Raw genomic sequence first — 16,588 nt, forward strand, 5'->3', positions numbered from 1 at the left:
AACGGCGATCTCCCTGTGCTGCGCGGCAAGCGTCACGCTCGCCCGAAACGGTGCTGCTACGTGGTCGCAGCAACCACCTCGGTTTCGTCCTGCTTCGCACGCTGGCGCAGGATGCGCTCATCGCGTTCCTGGATCTCCTTCTCCCCCGCACGCAGGTGCGCATATGCGGGAGCGGAGACGAAGATCGTCGAGTAGGCGCCGGCGATAATGCCGATGAACAGCGCGAGCGAGATGTCGCGCAGCGTGCCTGCCCCGAGGAATCCTGCTCCGACGAACAGAATCGATGCGACAGGAAGCAGTGCAACGACCGACGTGTTGATCGATCGGACGAGCGTCTGGTTCACCGCAAGGTTGACCGCCTCGCCGTAGGTGCGAAGGTCACTGAGTTCACCCGGGCTCGTGTTTTCACGAATCTTATCGAACACCACCACGGTGTCGTAGAGCGAGTAGCCCAGGATCGTGAGGAAGCCAATCATGGCTGCCGGCGTCACTTCAAACCCGGCGAGACCGTAGATTCCGGCCGTGATGATGAGGTCGTGGAAGAGCGCGAGCATCGCGGCGAGCGACATCTTCCACGTCCGGAAGTAGATTGCCATCACGAGCGCGGCCAACAGAATGAAGACGACGAGCGCGATGAGCGCCTGCTTCGTAATATCCTGCCCCCAAACGGGGCCGATGAACGAGTAGGTCACCTCGTCCGCGTCGATCCCGTAGCCAGCAGCGAGCGCCTCGGTGACGGCCTTGTTCTGGGCGTCGTCGAGTGCCTCTGTCTGCACGCGGACCTCGTTTTGGCCGAGTACTGAAATACGGGGAGCGCTCCCAGGCAACGCCTCTGCTACTGCCTGCTCCGCGACCGCGGGGTCCCGGTCGGCACTGTTTGAGACGTGAACCTGGAACTGGCTGCCACCGGTGAATTCAATGCCGAGCTGGAACCCACCTCGAAGGAAGGGGCCGGCGATGGCGATGATGATGAGCAGCGCGGAGACCGCGTACCAAATCTTGCGCTTGCCGACGAAGTCAATCGACTTCTCCCCGGTGTACAGGGCATTGCCGAGTTCAGCGAATGAGCGGGCCATGTCAGCCTTCCTTTCCTGCGCCGGCGGTCTCAGCTGCCTTGCGCTCGGCGATTGTCTGACGACGCTCTGCCTCGCCGCGACTCTTCGCGACCTTCTTGGCACTGCTCTTCGTCGCCGCTACAGGCTCCTGGAACCGTGCCCGGCCCTGGTACACCGCGCCAAGCTGACGCGGGTCAAGCCCGGAGAACCGGTACCCTCCGCTGTAGACCTTGGTGCGGGCAAGCAGCGTCATCATCGGGTGGGTGAACAGCGCAACCACAATCACGTCGACGATCGTGGTGAGGCCGAGCGTGAACGCGAAGCCCTTCACGTTGCCAACCGCAAGGACGAAGAGCACGACTGCAGCGAGCAGGTTCACGCCGTCCGATGCGAGGATCGTGCGAAGCGCTCGCTTCCACCCGCCCTCGACTGCGGCGGTGATGCCGAAGCCGTCACGCAGCTGGTCGCGGATGCGCTCGAAGTACACGATAAACGAGTCGGCCGTGAAGCCGATCGCCACGATGATACCGGCGACACCAGCGAGCGACAGCCTGTAGCCCTGGCGCCACGAGAAGAACGTGAGCAGCAGGTAGGTGAGGATCGCGGCGACACCAAGCGAAGCGATGGTGAGTGTGCCGAGCAGTCGGTACTGGAACAGCGAGTACACCACGACGAGCGCAAGCCCGATGAGGCCGGCGATGAGGCCACCAATGAGCTGGTTCGAGCCGAGCGTCGAAGAAATGTCTTCCTGGCTCTGCACCGTGAAGCTCATCGGCAGCGCGCCGAACTTCAGCTGGTCAGCGAGCACCTGCGACGACTCCTTGGTGAAGTTGCCGGAGATCGCGGGGCGACCGTCGAGGATCTGTGCGTTCATCGTCGGCGCAGAGAGCACCTTGCCGTCGAGCACGAAGGCGAACTGGTTCAGCGGTGGCTGCTGCCCGAACAGGCGGGTGCTCACCTTGCCGAACTCCTTGGCTCCCTGCTTGTTCATCGTGATCGCGACTTCCCACAGGCCGGTGGTGCCACCGCCGCCCTGGATGGACTGCTGCTGAGCCACTGCGTCGGTGATGACATCACCGGTGAGTTCGACGGGACCCACGATGTACTTGAGCATGCCGGTTTCATCACACGTGATGAGCGGCTTGTCAGCTGGAGCGTTCGCGACTTCAAGCGCACTGTCCGAGGTGCACGTGAACGCGGCGAAGTCTTCGAGCAGGGCCGGGGTGAGCCAGGCCTGATCCGCGGGATCTGTCGGGAGCGGATCCGGGTAGCGGTCGCCTGCAGCTGCGGGGTCTGCCTCAGCATCCGCATCGCCGGCAGGCGCTGCCTCAGCGTCACCGGTGTCGGCTGCTGGAGCTTCACCGGCCGCGGGAGCTTCCGCGTCGGCCGGGGCTTCCCCGTCCGCGCCCTCGATGGACTCGCCGTTCTCAGGGACGACCCCTGCGGTGGCCGGCGCTTCAACGAACACGCCGCGGAAGTCGAGCGCTGCCGACGCCTGAATGCGCTGCAGTGTCTCGTCGTCGACCTTGCCTGGGATCGCAACCGAGATGTGGTTGCTGCCCTGCGTGGTGATCTCGGCCTCGGAGACGCCGGAGGCGTTCACGCGCTGGCGGAGGATGGATACGGCCTGGTCGAGCTGCTCACCGGTGACGGCCTTGCCGTCGTTCTGGTTTGCAGCCAGCAGGATCTGGGTACCACCCTGCAGATCAAGCGCGAGTTTGGGGGTCCAGGTCGCATCGCTGCGATAGACGCCGAGTGTGATGAGGCCTGTGAGCCCGACAATGATGGCCAACAGGAAGATGAGGGAGCGACGTGCACTCCGCACTGCAGGCGCGACGGATCGTTTTGCCAAGACAGATGTCTCGCTTTCAGATATCGGTGCGACAAGCCGCACCGTCGATTACTTACTCCTTGTCGGAGTTCTTGTCTTCACTCTTCTCAGCTGCGGGAGTGCCGTCGAGGTCTGCGGAGGTGTCACCGGTTGCCGGTGCGTCATCGGCAGCGGTGAACCGCTCGCCGAACTCGGGGTCGTCGTCGGGAGCGAGCACCGATGCTTCGCTCTCCTCGACGGGAGCATCAACCGGGGTAACAACCTGGCCGACTGCGTTACGGTGCACGACGAGCGTGCTCGTACCGCTCATGACGGTCACTCGGTTCTCTTCTTCATCGACCGAGAGGATCGTGCCAAAAATGCCCGACTGGAGCATCACTTCTGCTCCCGGCTGCATGTTGTTCTGCATCTCTGCCATCTGCGCCTGGCGCTTCTTGCTGTTGCGGAACATGAAGAAGATAAGCACGGCGACGAGGCCGAGCATAATGAGTGTCATCGGATCCATGAGGCGTTGACCCTTTCAAAGATTGTGGAGCGCGCCCTTGAACACGCACGGACCGCACAAGTCTAGCGGGGTTTCCTGCGAGCGGCAGCACTCTATACAGGAGGTGGCACGATCCCGAGATGCGCCCAGCCAAGCGAGGTTGCGATCCGCCCGCGCGGGGACCTGGCTATGAGTCCAGCCCGCATGAGAAACGGCTCGACAACCGCCTCGATGGTCTCGGCTTCCTCCCCCACGGATGCGGCGAGCGTCGACAAGCCGACGGGCCCGCCGGCGAAGCGCTCAACGATAATCCGGAGTACCTCGCGATCGAGCCGGTCGAGGCCGTGATCGTCGACGTCGTAGAGCGAGAGCGCAGCGCGCACGGACCTCGCGTCTGGCTGGGTGCCGTGGACGAGGGTGTAGTCGCGCACGCGTCTGAGCAGCCGGTTCGCAATACGCGGGGTTCCCCGCGACCTGCCGGCGATCTCCACCACCCCAGCGGTATCGATAGGAAAATCGAGCAGCCCGGCGGCGCGGGTAAGAACGCCCTCGAGCTCGCTGTTTGCGTAATACTCCAGGTGCGCGGTAAATCCGAAGCGATCACGCAATGGGTTCGGGAGCAACCCGGCGCGAGTGGTCGCGCCGACGAGCGTGAATGGGGAGAGCTCGAGCGGGATCGACGTGGCACCGGCCCCCTTGCCGACCATGATGTCGACTTTGAAGTCCTCCATCGCGAGGTAGAGCATCTCTTCGGCGCTGCGAGCCATGCGGTGGATCTCGTCAATAAAGAGCACCTCACCGGGTGTCAGGGCGGACAGCACGGCAGCGAGATCGCCGGCATGTTGGATCGCCGGGCCCGATGTCTGCTGCAGCGGCACCCCCAGCTCGGTGGCCACAATCATCGACAGGGTCGTTTTGCCCAGGCCGGGTGGACCAGCGAGCAGGATATGGTCGGGCGTCCGCGACTCGATCTGAGCTGCGCCAAGCAATAATCCCAGCTGCTCGCGGACCTTCTCCTGCCCGACGAACTCAGCAAGCGAACCGGGTCGGAGGGCGCCTTCGTAACTCACCTCGGTCGGCATCGCCTGTGGCGATAGCTCTCCCGACAGTGGCGCGCTCATCGGCGACCCCGCTGCAGGAGCGCAAGGGCAGCTCGCAGCAGCTGTGCGTTCGACAGTTCCGCGCCTGCGTCGCGCGCATCCAGCACGGCTTGCCGAGCCTCGGGTTCATTCCAGCCGAGTCCCTGCAGCCCCTCGGTCACCTCTTCGGTGAGGGCCTCGTCCGGATCCACGGCGACGGGACTCGCGTCTGTGGCATCAAGCTCAAGGCCGGCGAGCTTGCCGGCCAGGGAGACCGTAATCAGCTTCGCGGTCTTCGGCCCAATCCCAGAGACCTTCCGGAATGGCTTGTCGTCTTCTGCGGCAACGGCGCGCACGGCCTCGCCTGGCGAGAGTTCGGACAACACGCCGAGCCCTGAGCGAGGCCCAACGCCTGAGACACCGATGAGGATCCCGAAGAGCGCGAGCTCGGCCTCGGTATCGAACCCGTAGAGTGTCAGCGAATCCTCGCGAACGATGAGGGATGTGTGCAGGAACAGCTGCTCCCCCGGTGTTCGCTGCGCCGTTCGCCCACTGGGGACCTCGACGCGCATGCCGACACCGCCGACTCCGAGCACAACCCAACCAGCACCGGCAGCCAGCACCTCACCGCGTAACGAAGCAATCACACGCTAAGCATATGGCGAGTGAGCCGCAATACCCGACGCGCCACACCGGCCATTCGAACATATGTCCGAACCGATACGCGAGCACATCTTGCCGTTCGGCCAATGCAACAGCGGGGCCAACGGCACGCCGCTGACCCCGCTGCGAGACCGCTTCCTAGACGGCGGCGGCGACCTGTTCGCGCTCGGCTACGCCGTTCCGCACAGACCGGTTCACGGCCGACACGATTGCCTTGAGCGTGGCGCGGCTTGTATCGGGGTCAATCCCGACGCCCCAAAGTCGCTGCCCGTCGACCTCAAGATCAACGTAGGCGGCAGCGACGGCGTCCCCGCCCTCGCTCATCGCGTGCTCAACGTAGTCGAACAGTGTCACAGCATGCCCGGAGGAATTGAGATTGTTGATGAACGCATCGACAGGCCCGTTGCCCCGGGATGTGTCTTCGCGCTGCTCATCACCGTCACGGTACTCAACCGTGAGCTCGGTCACACCGTCTCCGGCGCTCACCGTCGACGTGCGGAAGAGCTCGTAGCGGCCCCAGCGCTCGACGCCGTCGGCTCCCGCTGACGGCAGGTATTCGTCCTGGAAGATGCTCCAGATGGCGTCGCTCGAGACCTCGCCGCCCTCAGAATCAGTGACGCCCTGCACGACCGAGCTGAACTCGATCTGCAGCCGGCGCGGGAGGTCAAGCGAGTGATCAGTCTTCAGCAGGTAGGCGACCCCGCCCTTGCCGGACTGTGAGTTCACGCGGATGACGGCCTCGTACGAGCGACCGAGATCCTTGGGATCGACCGGGAGGTACGGCACCGCCCACTCGACGTCATCGATCGAGACCCCGGCAGCGTCTGCATCGGCCTGCATCCGCTCGAAGCCCTTCTTGATCGCGTCCTGGTGCGAACCCGAGAAAGCGGTATACACGAGGTCGCCGGCCCAGGGGCTGCGCTCGGGCACACGGAGCTGGTTGCAGTACTCGGCGGTGCGGCGCACCTCGTCGAGGCGCGAGAAATCGATCATCGGGTCGATACCCTGCGTGAACATGTTGATGCCGAGGGCGACAAGGTCGACGTTGCCGGTGCGCTCGCCGTTTCCGAAGAGGCAGCCCTCGATGCGGTCTGCGCCGGCCATGTAGCCGAGCTCGGCCGCGGCGACCGCGGTGCCGCGGTCGTTATGCGGATGCAGCGAGATGATGACGTTCTCGCGATGGTTGAGGTGTCGCCCCATCCACTCGATCGAGTCGGCATACACGTTCGGGGTGGCCATCTCGACGGTCGACGGCAGGTTGATGATGACTTTGCGCTCAGGAGTCGGCTCGAAAACCTCGAGTACGGCATTGCAGACCTCAACCGCGTAATCGAGTTCAGTGCCGGTGTAGGACTCGGGCGAATACTCGTAGTAGACGTCAACGTCTGGGCAGATCGACTCGGCGGCCTTGCAGAGCTTCGCGCCTTCGATGGCCATCTGCTTAATGCCCTCGCGGTCGGAGCGGAAGACAACATCGCGCTGCAGGATCGACGTCGAGTTGTACAGGTGCACGATCGCCTGCTTCGCCCCAATGAGCGACTCGTAGGTCCGGGTGATGAGGTGTTCGCGCGCCTGGGTGAGCACCTGAATCGTGACGTCGTCAGGGATCGCGTCTTCTTCAATGAGCTGACGAACAAACTCGAAGTCGGTCTGGCTCGCCGACGGGAAGCCAACCTCGATCTCCTTGTAGCCCATCTGCACGAGCAGGTCGAACATGACGCGCTTGCGTTCGGGACTCATCGGGTCGATGAGGGCCTGGTTACCGTCGCGGAGATCGACAGCGCACCAGCGCGGCGCCTCGGTGATCTGCTTCGTCGGCCACGTGCGGTCGGGCAGATCGACCGGAATGATCTCGTGGTACGGGCGGTAGCGGTGGATCGGCATACCAGAGGGCTGTTGCGTGTTCTTCATGACGTGTCCTTCTTCGTTACGTTCGCTCAGCCAAACACAAACACCGCGACGAGGGAGGCCTGAGACTGAATTAGTTCGAAGTCGAGGACTCGTCGCGGCAGCTAAGAAGAAGCGAGCCGAACAGCATGGGATGAGTTTAGCGTAATCTGGGGCATATGCGAAAACATTTCCGAATCGGCTCGCTTCTGCTCGCAACGGTTGGGTTCGCTGCCGTCACCGCTGTCGCGGCTTCTCCGGCTCACGCCGATGTTGAAGATTTTACCTACGATGCCTGGCACGTCTCATACGACGTAGGCACAGACGAGAACGGCCGTGCGGTGGCACAGGTGACTGAGACGGTGTCACCCCGCTTCCCTGAGACGGACCAGAACCGCGGCATCGTGCGCGGCGTTCCTGTCAGCTACGAGAACGTCAACACGAATCCTCGCGATTTCACGGTCACGGACCCGACCGGTGCGCCCGTCCCGTTTGAGATCGATGAGGAAGACGGCTTTCGCATCGTGCTTGTCGGTGACGATACCTATGTCCACGGCCTCCAGACCTACGTGATCAGCTACACGATCTCCGATGTCGTGCTCGCGAGGGACGACGGTGCAGCCGACGAGTTCTACTGGGACATCATGGACTTCGAGCACCAGCAGCCAATCGAGCAGTTCAGCGCCGACCTCGTCTTCGCGCCCGAGCTCCAGACCGCAATGACCGGGAATATGCGCTGCTATGTGGGCGCACCACACAGCGAGGACGAGTGCGCCATCGGGGGCACCGGAACCGAGGCTGACCCGGTGTCCCTGTCAGGCCTGTCGCTCGGCCCCGAGCAGGGAGTGACGGTTGCCGTCGGCATGGCACCGGGTAGCGTCGTCCAGCCGCCTGAGCGACTGCCGAACTTCGCGCTCGACGGGCTCCCCCTCATCGTCGGAGGCGCCGGGCTCGCCTCAGCGGCGACGGGGGTGGTGATGGTGAGTCGCTTCCGTCGGCAGCGCCGCAGCGGCCGGGGAACGATCGTCGCCCAGTACGACGTCCCTGCCGATTTGCCGCCGCTCATTGCGGGGCCGATTGTCGGAAGCGCGGTCCAGCCGGCAGCGACCCCGCAGATCATCCACCTCGCGGTGATTGGGGCGACCCGGTTGGAAGACGGCGAGCCGACGGGCAAGAAAAAGAAGAAGAAGACGCAGGTTGTTCGCGTCGTTGATCCGTCGCGCGCTGTGGACCAACTCGACATGCTCACGCTGCAGGCGCTCGTACCGGGAGCAGTGCCGGGAGCTGAGATGACGCTCCCCAAGGAGAGCACAGCGTTCGCGGAGAAGATGACGTCGCTCACGAGCGCGGGAACCGCGGCGGCGCAGGCCCGCGGCTATCTCGAGAAAGCGTACGCGCCTGGCGGTCGCGCCCTCGGGTACGCGACGCTCGCGATCAGTCTCGCACTCGTCGTCTTCGGTGTCTTGGGCCTCGTGTTCCGCGGATCCCCGCTTCCCCTGCTGTTCCTCTTTGGCGGGGTCTTCCTCGGGGTGAGCGCGTTCTACGGACTCGCGAAGCACACCGTGCACACTCGACTCGGTGCTGAGACACGCGAGTAGCTCGAGGGAGTGCGCCTGTTCATCACGGTTGCCGAAGAAGACCGCATCACCATGCTGCAGTCGTTCTCGGGCGCCGAACGGAGCGAGGCTGACGGCGGCGCCGTGATCCATCTGTATGAGCGGCTGCTCCCGTATGCGATGCTCTTCAACCTCGAGAAGGAGTGGGCGAAGGTGCTCGAGGTGCGCTACAGTGCCGAACCCGCATACGTACCCTATTGGTATCCGGGCATCGCGATGCACGGCTTCGCAAACCTATCGACGTCGCTCTCGCGCTACACGGATTCTGTCACGAACGCGGTGAGTTACACCTCGTCGAGTGCTGGTGGCTCCACCGGCGGCGGGTTCGCGGGCGGCGGCGGAGGCGGAGGCTTTAGCGGCGGGCGCTAGCCTCCGCCCACGGGCTGCTTAGTGGCGGCGCGGAACGTAGCGCGCGTCGCCAAGTCCGATGATGAAGTATCCGATGATCGGGAACATCCAGAGCAGGAAGACGGAGAAGGCCGCGCCCTTGCCAAAGTTTGTTCCGAGGCGCAGCGCGACAAAGATCGCGAAAATGAAGCCCACGATCGGGATGATGTAGAGCAGCGACATCCACGCTGAGTACCCTGCGATCTTCACGATGAGGATCACGTTCACAATCGGGATGAGTGCGAGAATGCCCGCGTACCCGGCCTTGGTGAACATGCGCCATGCCGCAATCACGAAGACGACGTAGAAGGCGATCATGATCACGGAGCCGGTGCCGGAAAGCACCGCTGCCATAGCGTCATCAATTGGCGTGTTTACTGCGTTCATAGAAGAATTCTATGGTGCACACGGGCGTCGTTCACCCGCGAGTCACCGAAGCGACGCGAGAACGTTGCCTTGAACTGCTGAGATGAGGCTGGCCTTGTCCCGATTTAAGTCCAAAGGAACCTCCGTGCCTCAGCGTCACATTCTTGCCGGCTGCACCGCCGCACTCATCACAGCATCAGTCCTCGCGTTGCCATCGACCGCAACCGCCGCGCCCCTCACGCCGACCGCGGACCAGCTCACCGGCCCCCGCATCTCCGAGGTCGAATCCTCAGACGGAACTCCAGGAGACTGGGTCGAGTTCTTCAATCCAGCGCCCACCGCGGTGGATCTCTCCGGGTACACGTTCAGGGACAGTGACGACACGCACAGCTACCTGCTTCCCGAGGGCAGCATCATCGCGCCGGGCGGCTACCTCGTCCTCGATGAGCTCCAGAAGGGCAGCTCAGCTGTCGGCTTTGACTTCGGGCTCGGCAAGGCTGACTCGGCTCGGCTCTTCGACACCTCGGGTGCGCTCGTCGACAGCTACAGCTGGACAGCGCACGCGCCCGTCACCTTCGGGATCACCGAGGCAGGCGAGTGGGAGGCAACCAGCGAGCCAACACGCGGCGCCGCAAACATCTTTGCAACGCCCGCCCCTGGCAGCGTATTCCTCAGCGAGGTTGACTCACAGCCGGCAGACTGGGTTGAGCTCGTCAACACCGGCAGCACAGCGCTCGATCTTGCGGGATACGAGCTGCGTGACAACTCCGACGATCACAGCTGGAAGTTTCCGGCGGGAATCAGCATCGCCCCCGGTGAGTACCTCGTCGTCGCGGCCGACACTCAGGGCAAAATCGGGCAGTCCCCCGGCGCGTTCGGCGACGCGATCGGGATCGGCAGCGCCGATCGAATCCGGCTCTTTGCGCCGGACGCATCACTGATCGATGACACGCTCGCGTGGGAGGGCCACGCGGTGATCGACGGCGACGCAGCGCTCGCAACGCTCGCCCGCTGTGTCGCAGGCGAAGGCAGCTTCGTACTCGCACATCCGACACCGGGCGAGCCGAACCGGTGCGCAACGAACCCCGATCCTGGGCCGGGCCCCGAGACCCCAGCGGACACGCTTGCCTGGCCGGGATCGGCAACAACCCGCGTCATCGATTCGACGCCCATGTTCCGCGAGGACTCTTCTGGCCTCGATACCCAGCTCACGCCCTCCGGCGTCGCACTCTGGGCGGTCGACAACGGCGAGGGCCGCTTCTGGAAGCTCAATGCGCAGGCAGACGGCACCGTCACCTTCGCCCCGGGCTGGGAACAGGGTAAGCGGGTCCGCTTCCAGCGCGACGCGTCGAACCCCAGCGCGAAGGGTCCGGACACAGAGGGCATCACGGTCGCCGGTGATGGTTTCCTCTACCTCGCTTCCGAACGTGACAACGGCACCAAGGGAGTGAACCAGAACACGGTACTCAAGGTCGATCCGAACGCGCCCGGACCCGATGTCGTTGCGACGCAGGAGTGGGATGTCACCGAGATCCTGCCCGCAGTCAGCGCCAACCTCGGCATCGAGGCCGTCGAGTGGGTGGCGGATGCCGACCTCGAAGGCAAACTCTTCGACGCGAACACCGGAGCCCCGTACTCCCCCGCGAGCTACCCGGGCCACGGGGACGGGCTCTTCTTCGTCGCAGTCGAGGACGGTGGCCAGGTCTTCGCGCTCGCGCTCAACACTGACGGCACCGTCCAGCGTGTTGCCGAACTGAAGCCGCAGCTCGCAGGGGTCATGGCTCTCGACTGGGACACGGTGAAGGGTGGTCTGTGGGCCGTCTGCGACGACGGCTGCAACGGGGCCACGGCGTTCTTCGCACTCAACGGCACCGACAAGCCAGAGCTCACTCACTTCGACCGCCCGGAGGGGCTCCCGAACACCAACAACGAGGGCTTCGCGACGTCGCCCGCCGCGCTCACCACGAACGCAGCAGCGAAGTCCGCAACCGCACAGTCTCAGCGCCCCGTCTGGTGGTTCACCGACGGCGCAAAGTCGGGCGCGCTTCAGGCCGGAACGGTGTTCACGCCCCCGGTCACGGACGACGGGACTGACGGGCCAGACACCGATGGCCCAGACAACGGCAACAGCAACGGCGGCAACGGCGGCAACGGCGGCGGCAAGACTGACACTGGCAAGGGCAGCACGCCGCAGCAGGGGTCCGCGAAGCTCGCGGCCACAGGCGCGAGCGATCAGCCGGCGCTTGCTGTTACCCTCGCTGCGCTCGCCACTCTGCTCGGTGCGGGTTCTCTCGCACTCGTGGCTCGGAAGCGGCGCCGCGCGTAGGGCACACAGCACAGTGGGCGGCCTGCCGGGAGTGGTTCCCCTGCACGCCGCCCACACGTTGGATCCCCAGCGAAGCCACCCGGCTCCTCACAGTTGCAGGCACAAACCTCAGCGAGTACGCACGCTCACCTGCCATGACCTCAGCGAGGTCATGGGCCTTGTACTGCACATCACTCCTGACTTCGCTGAGGTCATGGCTCATGAGCAGTTCAGGCCGGGGATCCTCGACCTCGAGAGTGCGCTGGCCGGAGCGAGAAGGGGCTCGCTGCGCTCCACCGAGTCTGTTCTTGCCGAGGTCCGTGCATGGAACTACCGCGGGCGCCTCGCGGTTAGAAACCGAGACGCCCGAGTGCCTTCGGATCGCGCTGCCACTCCTTGAGCACCTTCACGCGCAGCGAGAGGTACACGCGGCGCCCGAGGAGCGCTTCAATCTCGCGGCGGGCGTCTTCGCCGATCTGGCGGAGCCGCGAGCCGCCCTTTCCGATGACGATGCCCTTCTGGCTGTCGCGCTCAACGTACAGCGATGCGTAGAGCTCGAGGAGTCCCTGTTCGCCCTCGTTCTCAGGCTCGCGTTCTTCGCGGTCGTCCACCGTGGCCGCGAGCGAGTGCGGAAGCTCCTCGCGTGCTTCGCGCAGCGCGGCCTCGCGGATGAGTTCGGCGATCCGCTCGTCCTCGGTTTCGTCGGTCGACGCCTCGTCTTCGTACAGTGGCGGCGAGACCGGCATGAGCTTCAACAGCTCGTCGCTCAGAATGTCGAGCTGGTCGTTCGTCACCGACGATACGGGCACGACGGAGTCCCACTCGCGCAGCTCGCCGAGTCGCACGAGCTGGTCGTAGATCTCATCCTTGGACGCCTCGTCAACCTTCGTGAGAATGGCCACCTTCTTGGCACGCGGGAAGTCGTTCAGGCGGTCGTTAATGAAGCGATCTCCCGGCCCGAGTTTCTCGTTGGCCGGGACACAGAACCCAATCACGTCGACGTCGCCGAGCGTGGCTTCGACGAGCGCGTTGAGGCGCTCCCCGAGCAGCGTGCGCGGCCGGTGGATGCCCGGGGTGTCGACGATGATGAGCTGCCCGTTTGGGCGGTGCGCAATACCGCGGATCGCCCGTCGCGTCGTCTGCGGCTTCGGGCTCGTGATGGCGATCTTTTCGCCGACGATCGCGTTCGTGAGCGTTGACTTGCCGACGTTCGGTCGGCCAACGAAGGACACGAAGCCAGCCCGGAATTCAGTGCCCTCGGGAAGTGCCGTTCCGTATGCGACCTGGGGCACCTCTGGGGTGTCTGCTGCAGATGTGGTCATGCTGTGTCCTCAATCATTGTTCCGTTCGCGGTGTCCGCGGGTTCCTGCACCGCGCGGGCGCGCGCCGTGATAAGTCGTTTGCGTCGGCGTTCGGTGTCGATCGCCTCAAGTTCGATGCCCTCGCCCGTCACTCGGTCTCCCACCTCTGGGAGCCTCCCGAGCCACTTCGCGAACAGCCCACCAACAGTATCGACCTCTTCGTCATCGAGCTCGAGATCGAAAAGCTCGCCGAGGTCGTCGATCGGGAGCATCGCGCTCACGAGGTACAGCCCCGGGGCCTCTTCGACGACCTCGGGGGCCTCCCGATCGTGCTCGTCGCTAATGTCGCCGATCACTTCCTCGATGAGGTCCTCGAGCGTCACGAGGCCGGAGATGCCACCGTACTCGTCGACCACGAGGGCAAGATGGTTTGACTCATGCTGCATCCGCCGTAGGAGCTTGTCGGCGCGCTGCACCTCGGGGACGAACATTGCAGGCTTCATGATGCGGGTCGCGGGCGACTCCTCAGACTCTTCCGGCCGGCGCAGCACGAAGCTACTCGCGTCGCGGAGGTAGACCACGCCGAGCACCTCGTCTACGTCGTCCCCAATGACGGGCACGCGCGAGTGGCGAGCGTTGAGCAGCAGTTCGAGGGTGTCGCGCACGGAGACATCGGAGTCGACCGTGACCATGTCGGTGCGGGGCACCATGACCTCGCGCACGAGGGTGTCACCGAACTCAACGATCGAGTGGATGTAATCGCGATCCCCCTCTTCAAGAAGGTCGAGCTCGGTCGCCTGATCCACCATCGAGAGCAGCTGCTGCTCGTCACGAACCCGACCGCGACCGAGGGCCACACGCTCGGCGATACGTCGCACCGCCGTGCTGGCCCGCTCAAATAGCGGAGGAAGATCTTGGTCGCTCATCGAGCTCACCGTTCTCGGGTACTGAACGACAGCACGAGATCCCGCTGAAGGCCGAACATCTCAGCCTCCTCGTCGGGAGTTCCATGGTCGAACCCGAGCAGGTGGAGCATGCCGTGCGTCACGAGCACGGTGAGTTCCTGCTCGAGGGAGTGCCCGGCGGCATCAGCCTGCATCAGCGCGATCTGCGGGCAGACCACGATATCGCCAAGCAGACCGGCCGGCGAAGCCGCATCCGGGCGCCCGGGGCGGAGCTCGTCCATCGGGAAGCTCAAGACATCTGTCGGGCCGGGCTCGTCCATCCACTGGACGTGCAGCTGCTCGATCGCTGCCTCGTCGACGAACATCAGGCTGAGCTCGGTGTCCGGATGCACGTACATCGACTCGAGCACGAAGCCCACGAGTCGCTGCAGCCGGTCTTCGCCGACGGCGACCCCTGATTCGTTGTTGATCTCGACGCTCATCGGTCGCGCTTCCCCTCGGTGGTGTGCTGGTCTGTGGCTGATCGTTCATCGAACGCCGCGTAGGCGTCAACGATGCGACCGACGAGGCTGTGCCTGACAATGTCGTCGGCGGTCAGCTCGGAAAAGTGAATATCGTCGACACCGCGCAGGATGCCACTCACGACGCGAAGGCCGCTCTGCTTCACCGGCAGGTCGACCTGCGTCATGTCCCCGGTGACGACCATCTTCGACCCGTACCCGAGTCGGGTGAGGAACATCTTCATCTGTTCGGGGGTCGTGTTCTGTGCCTCGTCGAGGATCACGAATGCCTCGTTGAGGGTGCGCCCGCGCATGTATGCGAGCGGGGCGACCTCGATCGTGCCGTTCGCGAGCAGCTTCGGGACGAGATCCTGATCCATCATCGAACCGACCGCGTCGAACAACGGCCGGAGATACGGATCGATCTTGTCTTCGAGGCTGCCAGGCAGGTACCCGAGCCGCTCGCCAGCTTCTACAGCGGGCCGCGTGAGCACGATCTTTGAGACCTCGCGGCGCTGCAGCGCCTGCACGGCCTTCGCCATCGCGAGATAGGTTTTTCCGGTTCCGGCGGGACCGATGCCGAACACGATCGTGTTCTGCTCGATTGCATCGACGTAGTCGCGCTGCCCCTGCGTTTGCGGGCGCACCGCGTTGCCCCGAACCGTGAGAATCGGTTCGCTCAGCGTGATCGCCGCGCGCGGACCGTTGCCGTCGCGCACCATCCGCGCGATCGATCGCACGTCGGTGCTGGAGACGGTGCCGCTGCGCCTGGCGAGCTCGAGGATCTCGCGCACGAGTTCCTCGGCCGCCCGCACCGCGCTCGTCTCGCCGCGGATCGACAGCACGTCATTGCGGGCGTTAAAGACGACGTTGGGATGCTGGGTTTCGAGGTCAGCGAGGAGCTGGTCACGGTGACCGAGAAATGACGCGAGTTCGACGCCGGTAAGCGTCACCGTTCGCTCGAGCTGCGGCTCGGGCCGGGCGACTCCGTCCGTTGAGACGGCAGCTGTGTGTGGTGAGTCTGGTTCAGAACCCAACGAGGGATCGCTCCTCAAGATTTGCAATGATGTGCGCGTGCACGTGGAAGACGGTCTGGCCGACGCTCGCGCCGTTGTTAAAGATCAATCGGTACTCACCGTTTGCGTGCTCGGCCGCGAGCTGCTTTGCAACGGCGACCATTTCTGCGAGCAGCGTCGGGTCGCCAGCGGCGAGCTCGGTGACGTTCGCGTACTCGGTTGACTTCGGGATCACGAGAATGTGCACCGGAGCCTGCGGATTGATATCGGGGAACGCGACAACGCGATCGGTTTCCGCGAGGAACGTCGTCGGGATCTCACCCGAGATGATCTTGCCAAATACAGTCTCTGCAGCCATGCGCTTCAGTCTACCGACCCGCGGCGGGGCGCGGGGACCCAATCTTGACGGGCGAACGGTGTGTTCACCGCAAGGCGCCGGTAATCAAGGATCCTCACCAGCGACCCAGCGCGGTGTTCAGCACCGCCAGCGCCGCGGGCCCCGCAGAGGAGGTGCGCAGCACATCATCTCCGAGCAGCACAATGCGCCGGTCCCCTGTCACCGCTACGGAACCGCCAAGCTCGGCGAGTTCCGTCTCGCTCAGTCCGCCCTCGGGTCCGACAACGAGAAAGACATCACGGTCGTCGCTGGGGAGCCACGCACTGAGCCGCGACTCACCACGCGGGTGCAGTACGAGCAGGTGCCCGTCCGTGGCCAACAGCTCCGCAGTCGTCTTCGGAGCGTGCACCTCAGGGATCCACGCCCGCATTGACTGTTTCGATGCCTCGCGAGCGATCCTGGCCCACTTGGCGACACCCTTCTCAGCCTTCTCGCCGCTCCAGCGCGAGATCGACCGCTCAGCCTGCCACGGGATGATCGCATCGACGCCGAACTCGGTCGCCTGCTCGACTGCACGCTCGTCGCGGTCGCCCTTTGCGAGGGCCTGCACGAGCACAATGCGGCGCGCGGGTCGCGGCGTCACCTCGACGCTCGTCACACGCAACGTAAAACTATCGCGCTCGACTGCTTCGACGTTCCCGGTAGCGCGCAGCCCACGACCGTCACCGACGATGGTCTGCTCGCCCACCCGAAGCCGACTCACGCGCACTGCGTGTCGCCCTTCGTCGCCCCCAACCGTGACAAGATCTCCCGGTTCTGGGCAAGCAAGACCCTCGGCAAAGTACAGATTTGCCAC

Annotated in this window: 16 protein-coding genes; 3 read left to right on the forward strand and 13 right to left on the reverse strand. The window is 64.4% G+C overall.

The genetic code is table 11. The features are described 5' to 3' along the window. Positions 1–56: 56 nt before the first annotated feature. From secF to leuA, 6 genes are all read right to left on the reverse strand, one after another. Positions 57–1,076, reverse strand: a complete 1,020-nt coding sequence (gene secF, locus AUL38_RS08145) for a protein translocase subunit SecF (protein ID WP_059060921.1) — start codon at positions 1,074–1,076, stop codon at positions 57–59. A gap of 1 nt (position 1,077) precedes the next feature. Beyond that, a complete protein-coding gene (gene secD / locus AUL38_RS08150) occupies positions 1,078–2,907 on the reverse strand; it encodes a protein translocase subunit SecD (protein ID WP_059060923.1) in 1,830 nt (609 codons plus the stop codon). 52 nt (positions 2,908–2,959) lie between these two features. Then, positions 2,960–3,391 carry a preprotein translocase subunit YajC gene (gene yajC / locus AUL38_RS08155; RefSeq protein WP_059060927.1) on the reverse strand — a complete coding sequence of 144 codons (432 nt, stop codon included), beginning with the start codon at positions 3,389–3,391 and terminating at the stop codon, positions 2,960–2,962. 92 nt (positions 3,392–3,483) lie between these two features. Next, positions 3,484–4,491: a Holliday junction branch migration DNA helicase RuvB gene (ruvB, locus tag AUL38_RS08160; protein WP_059060928.1), complete on the reverse strand. Its 1,008-nt coding sequence runs from the start codon at positions 4,489–4,491 to the stop codon at positions 3,484–3,486. Then, positions 4,488–5,096: a Holliday junction branch migration protein RuvA gene (gene ruvA, locus AUL38_RS08165; RefSeq protein WP_059060930.1), complete on the reverse strand. Its 609-nt coding sequence runs from the start codon at positions 5,094–5,096 to the stop codon at positions 4,488–4,490. Before ruvA ends, ruvB begins: the two co-directional genes overlap by 4 nt. Positions 5,097–5,250: 154 nt before the next feature. Continuing rightward, entirely contained in the window at positions 5,251–7,023 is a 1,773-nt protein-coding gene (gene leuA / locus AUL38_RS08170) for a 2-isopropylmalate synthase (RefSeq protein ID WP_059060932.1), read from the reverse strand. Positions 7,024–7,178: 155 nt separating this feature from the next. Here leuA and AUL38_RS08175 point away from each other — a divergent pair, with 155 nt between their 5' ends. Continuing rightward, positions 7,179–8,597: a DUF2207 domain-containing protein gene (locus tag AUL38_RS08175; protein ID WP_153006520.1), complete on the forward strand. Its 1,419-nt coding sequence runs from the start codon at positions 7,179–7,181 to the stop codon at positions 8,595–8,597. 9 nt (positions 8,598–8,606) lie between these two features. Then, complete coding sequence (locus AUL38_RS17120; protein WP_153006521.1) at positions 8,607–8,984, forward strand: hypothetical protein; 378 nt, start codon at positions 8,607–8,609, stop codon at positions 8,982–8,984. Between the two features lie 18 nt (positions 8,985–9,002). Here AUL38_RS17120 and AUL38_RS08180 read toward each other — a convergent pair whose 3' ends face one another. Further along, complete coding sequence (locus tag AUL38_RS08180; protein ID WP_059060934.1) at positions 9,003–9,389, reverse strand: DUF5684 domain-containing protein; 387 nt, start codon at positions 9,387–9,389, stop codon at positions 9,003–9,005. A 124-nt stretch (positions 9,390–9,513) separates the two neighbouring features. Here AUL38_RS08180 and AUL38_RS08185 point away from each other — a divergent pair, with 124 nt between their 5' ends. Then, the gene (locus AUL38_RS08185) at positions 9,514–11,694 is read left to right on the forward strand and encodes a lamin tail domain-containing protein (RefSeq protein ID WP_059060936.1); all 2,181 of its coding nucleotides are present in this window, start codon (positions 9,514–9,516) and stop codon (positions 11,692–11,694) included. 329 nt (positions 11,695–12,023) lie between these two features. Here AUL38_RS08185 and era read toward each other — a convergent pair whose 3' ends face one another. The 6 genes from era to AUL38_RS08215 all read right to left on the reverse strand — a co-directional run bounded on the left by era (position 12,024) and on the right by AUL38_RS08215 (position 16,588). Next, positions 12,024–12,995 (reverse strand): GTPase Era, encoded by a 972-nt coding sequence (gene era / locus AUL38_RS08190; protein WP_059060938.1) that lies wholly within the window; start codon positions 12,993–12,995, stop codon positions 12,024–12,026. Further along, complete coding sequence (locus tag AUL38_RS08195; protein WP_059060939.1) at positions 12,992–13,900, reverse strand: hemolysin family protein; 909 nt, start codon at positions 13,898–13,900, stop codon at positions 12,992–12,994. Before AUL38_RS08195 ends, era begins: the two co-directional genes overlap by 4 nt. Before the next feature lie 5 nt (positions 13,901–13,905). Continuing rightward, positions 13,906–14,361, reverse strand: coding sequence for an rRNA maturation RNase YbeY (gene ybeY, locus AUL38_RS08200; RefSeq protein WP_059060941.1), 456 nt, complete (start codon positions 14,359–14,361; stop codon positions 13,906–13,908). Beyond that, the gene (locus AUL38_RS08205; RefSeq protein ID WP_059060945.1) at positions 14,358–15,416 is read right to left on the reverse strand and encodes a PhoH family protein; all 1,059 of its coding nucleotides are present in this window, start codon (positions 15,414–15,416) and stop codon (positions 14,358–14,360) included. The genes ybeY and AUL38_RS08205 overlap by 4 nt, the downstream gene beginning before the upstream one ends. After that, the gene (locus AUL38_RS08210) at positions 15,406–15,753 is read right to left on the reverse strand and encodes an HIT domain-containing protein (RefSeq protein WP_059060947.1); all 348 of its coding nucleotides are present in this window, start codon (positions 15,751–15,753) and stop codon (positions 15,406–15,408) included. The genes AUL38_RS08205 and AUL38_RS08210 overlap by 11 nt, the downstream gene beginning before the upstream one ends. A gap of 94 nt (positions 15,754–15,847) precedes the next feature. Continuing rightward, positions 15,848–16,588 (reverse strand): 16S rRNA (uracil(1498)-N(3))-methyltransferase, encoded by a 741-nt coding sequence (locus AUL38_RS08215; protein WP_059060948.1) that lies wholly within the window; start codon positions 16,586–16,588, stop codon positions 15,848–15,850.

The sequence above is a fragment of the Leucobacter sp. G161 genome (genome assembly GCF_001482305.1).
Lineage (GTDB): Bacteria > Actinomycetota > Actinomycetes > Actinomycetales > Microbacteriaceae > Leucobacter.